The following is a 3,251-nucleotide window of genomic DNA, read 5'->3' as shown; positions in this document are numbered from 1 at the left end:
TATTGCCTCTCCTACATTACTTTCAGATTTAGCATAACTAGCTTGTGCTGAAAGGAGGAAGTTTAAAGTTTCTTCTATTAAAGAATCCGGTGCTTGTTCAATCTCTTGTAATAGTCTCTCTTTAGTATTCATGGTTTTATTCCTTGCTAATCAGTTATCAGTTATCAGTTATCAGTAATCAGTGATTAATTCAATTATAGTTCATCATTCAATCATTCCAATCACAGTCAATGGTGGTGGTGCGTTACGACGGATTGTTAGCTTGAAGTTAAAGCAGAAATTTTGGCCGTCTAACGCACCCTACGTTTGTCTGGATGTTGTTAAATTTTCTCTTGACAAAGGCGACTTGACAGGATATTATATTCATAATGGAAAATCCGTGCGCCTACAGACCCTATTTTCCAACGGTCTTAACTATGATTGATGTGATTATTTGATTGACTATGATTGGTTCATTCAAGGCTCTCTTGGATTTGGTGGGTAAATCAGTTATCAGTTATCAGTTATCAGTTATCAGTGATTAATTCAATTATAGCTCATCATTTAATCATTCCAATCACTGTCGATGGTGGTGCGTTACGACGGATTGTTAGCTTGAAGTTAAAGCAGAAATTTTGGCCGTCTAACGCACCCTACGTTTTTCTAAGTTGTGATTTGAATGATTGAGTGAATACTATGATTGTGTTGTATTTGGCAAGTCTTTATCAATGATCAATTATAGTCTATCCCATAATCCCATAAATCACAGTTAAGACTATTTTCAGGGATGAGGGGGTTTTGGTTTCAACATCTCTACCACCTCATCGGGAAACCGTTGTCTTAATTCTGCTTCGGGTAATTGGGATAACATCTTCAGATAATTCTGATAAACGGTTTGGGTATTGGGATGATTTTCCCCTAATCTTTCCCTGAAAATATTAATCGCTTCTAGATAGCGAGGTTCCGCTTCTGTGTACCTGCCTTGGGAATCGTACAATGCTGCTAAATTGTTGAGGGAAAGTGCCACGAGGGGATGATTGTCTCCTAAGAGTCGTTTTCTCAAATCTAATGCTTCTAGATAGAGAGGTTCTGCTTCTGTGTACCTGCCTTGGGAATCGTACAATCCTGCTAAATTGTTGAGGGAAGTTGCCACATCGGGATGATTGTCTCCTAAGAGTCGTTTTTTAAAAAATAAAGATTGTTGATATAGAGGTTACGCTTATGTGTACCATCCATGGGAATGGTACAAGAGTGCTAAATTGTTGAGGGAAGTTGCCACATCGGGATGATTGTCTCCTAAGAGTTGTTTTCTCAAATCTAATGCTTCTACAAGGAGAGGTTCCGCTTCTGTGTACCTGCCTTGGGAATCGTACAAGTATGCTAAATTGTTGAGGGAACTTGCCACATCGGGATGATTGTCTCCTAAGAGTCGTTTTCTCAAATCTAAAGCTTCTAGATAGAGAGGTTCTGCTTCTGTGTACCTGCCTTGGGAATAGTACAATGCTGCTAAATTGTTGAGGGAAGTTGCCACATGGGGATGATTGTCTCCTAAGTGGGTTCGAGTTGCGGTTAAACAAGCTTGACAGTAGGGTTCAGCAGCAGCATACAATCCTTGTCCTTGATAATACCAAGCTAAACCCGTATAGGACCATAATAAATCCTCATCAGCAATATATTCTGAATATTCCTTGACAGATGCTTGCAGATGGGGAAGGAAAGGTGTAAATTCTTCAACGATTTCTACAGTGAGATTATATGGCATTTCCGCCGATTTCTTCGCCATAATAATACAATAACGGCGTTTTGCGGGTTCTGCGTGGGGTGATGCTTCTAACTTATCCCGAAAGTAGCGACGCAACAGGGGATGAATTTCATACCAACCATCACGATTATCCTGAACTAAACTCAGGTGAACTAAACTATCGGTTAACCATTCCTCCACTGTATCCCCATCCTCATCGGGAAATAAATCCAGAATCATCCCCTTGGGAAAGGGCGCAAGAGCGAATAAACTGAGGTAAAGTGCCAAAATTTGGGCTTCTGGTTCGCGATGCAACTCCTCCCAACTGAGATTAAAGGCAGCTTTTAACCCTCTTTCCGCAGTCATTTCCCCATGAAACTTGGGATTTTTGTCTAAAATTGGCTCATCTAAGCCTTTTTCGGCTAATTTATCCCGTATTTTGCTAATTTTCCAATCCTGTCGTCGTACCAGCAACCTTGCCACCAATTCTAACGCCAAGGGTAAATAACCCAAATCCTGACATAATAATTTAGCTGCCTCGATTTGTGTGTCAATTCTGTTATCTACGAGGTAGGAACGCAATAAATCAAGTGCATCTTTTTCTTTTAATACTTCTACCCGAAAAGTCGCAATTGTCGCTGATAAATATTCCTTGCGAGTGGTAATTAAAACCTGAAAGCGTTTCTCTTCTTGCGGTGGTAAATAATCCCTAATTTGCTGATAATCCCGCACATCATCAAAGATAATTAGGACATTTCCCGCTAACCAGTTTTGCCAACAATAACGAATTTTTACGTCTAATTCTCCCTCATCCGGTAAAGTTAATTTGAGATGTACCCGCGCAAAATCTAAAATAGAAGTACCGATAAAACCGCCGTCACTCTCTGCCACATTTAACCAACATATACCCCCCGGATAGGCTTTTTCTCGCCATTCTTGCCAGCCAAACTGTCTGGCTAGTTCGGTTTTACCTATGCCTCCCATTCCCGTTAAGGTAGATATAGCAAGCTTTTGGGATTGTTGTAATTGCTTTTTTAAGTCAATTAATTCCTGATCCCTACCAACAAATCTAGGGATATTACTATTAGATAAATTGTGAGGATGTTGTTTAACCTGTTCCTGAACAGGCGGCTGCAGTCAGGTTTTATTGATGTTTATAGTTTCTGCTTGATAAACTTCACTAACCTGACCCTGATTCTGTAAATTTTGACCTCCAGAATTATTCTGGTTCATACTACTATTATCCTGAATTTTTAAGGATTAAATTTCTGTTGCTAAACCCTTGACTTTTTCGGCGAAATCTGCTTCATCATTCATGGCAACCTTTAAATAATCTACTACTTTTTCTAGATCAGTTTTTGACCCTTTGTCAGCAGCTTGTAAAGCTTTTTCGGCTCTTCGTTACCCTTTATGCTAAATCAACATACAAGATGCCAAGATAACATACTTCTAACCCAAAAATTCCGAAAGTTTCTAAAGCCATAGCCTCTCCGTTTTATTAGTTTAAGTTTATTGTTGATTCCCTCGACCA

At 39.5% G+C, this 3,251-nt stretch carries 3 protein-coding genes and 1 pseudogene; 2 read left to right on the top strand and 2 right to left on the bottom strand.

Annotated features, from left to right (window positions below; translation table 11 throughout):
- The first annotated feature begins 181 nt into the window (after nt 1-181).
- Nucleotides 182-424, top strand: coding sequence for a hypothetical protein (locus O9324_RS23460; RefSeq protein ID WP_288141457.1), 243 nt, complete (start codon nt 182-184; stop codon nt 422-424).
- 23 nt (nt 425-447) lie between these two features.
- Nucleotides 448-666, top strand: a complete 219-nt coding sequence (locus tag O9324_RS23455; RefSeq protein ID WP_288141456.1) for a hypothetical protein — start codon at nt 448-450, stop codon at nt 664-666.
- A 94-nt stretch (nt 667-760) separates the two neighbouring features.
- Here the strand turns inward: O9324_RS23455 and O9324_RS23450 are convergent.
- Both O9324_RS23450 and O9324_RS23445 read right to left on the bottom strand, forming a co-directional pair.
- A pseudogene (locus O9324_RS23450) lies at nt 761-2,722 on the bottom strand (tetratricopeptide repeat protein).
- 416 nt (nt 2,723-3,138) lie between these two features.
- On the bottom strand, nt 3,139-3,251 hold a 113-nt coding region (locus tag O9324_RS23445), incomplete at its 5' end, for a transposase (protein WP_071784045.1).

The sequence above is a fragment of the Microcystis sp. LE19-84.1B genome (genome assembly GCF_027531875.1).
GTDB lineage: Bacteria > Cyanobacteriota > Cyanobacteriia > Cyanobacteriales > Microcystaceae > Microcystis > Microcystis panniformis.
Note: the sequence above shows the minus strand (reverse complement) of the source record. Positions and strands in the feature narration are given on the sequence as shown.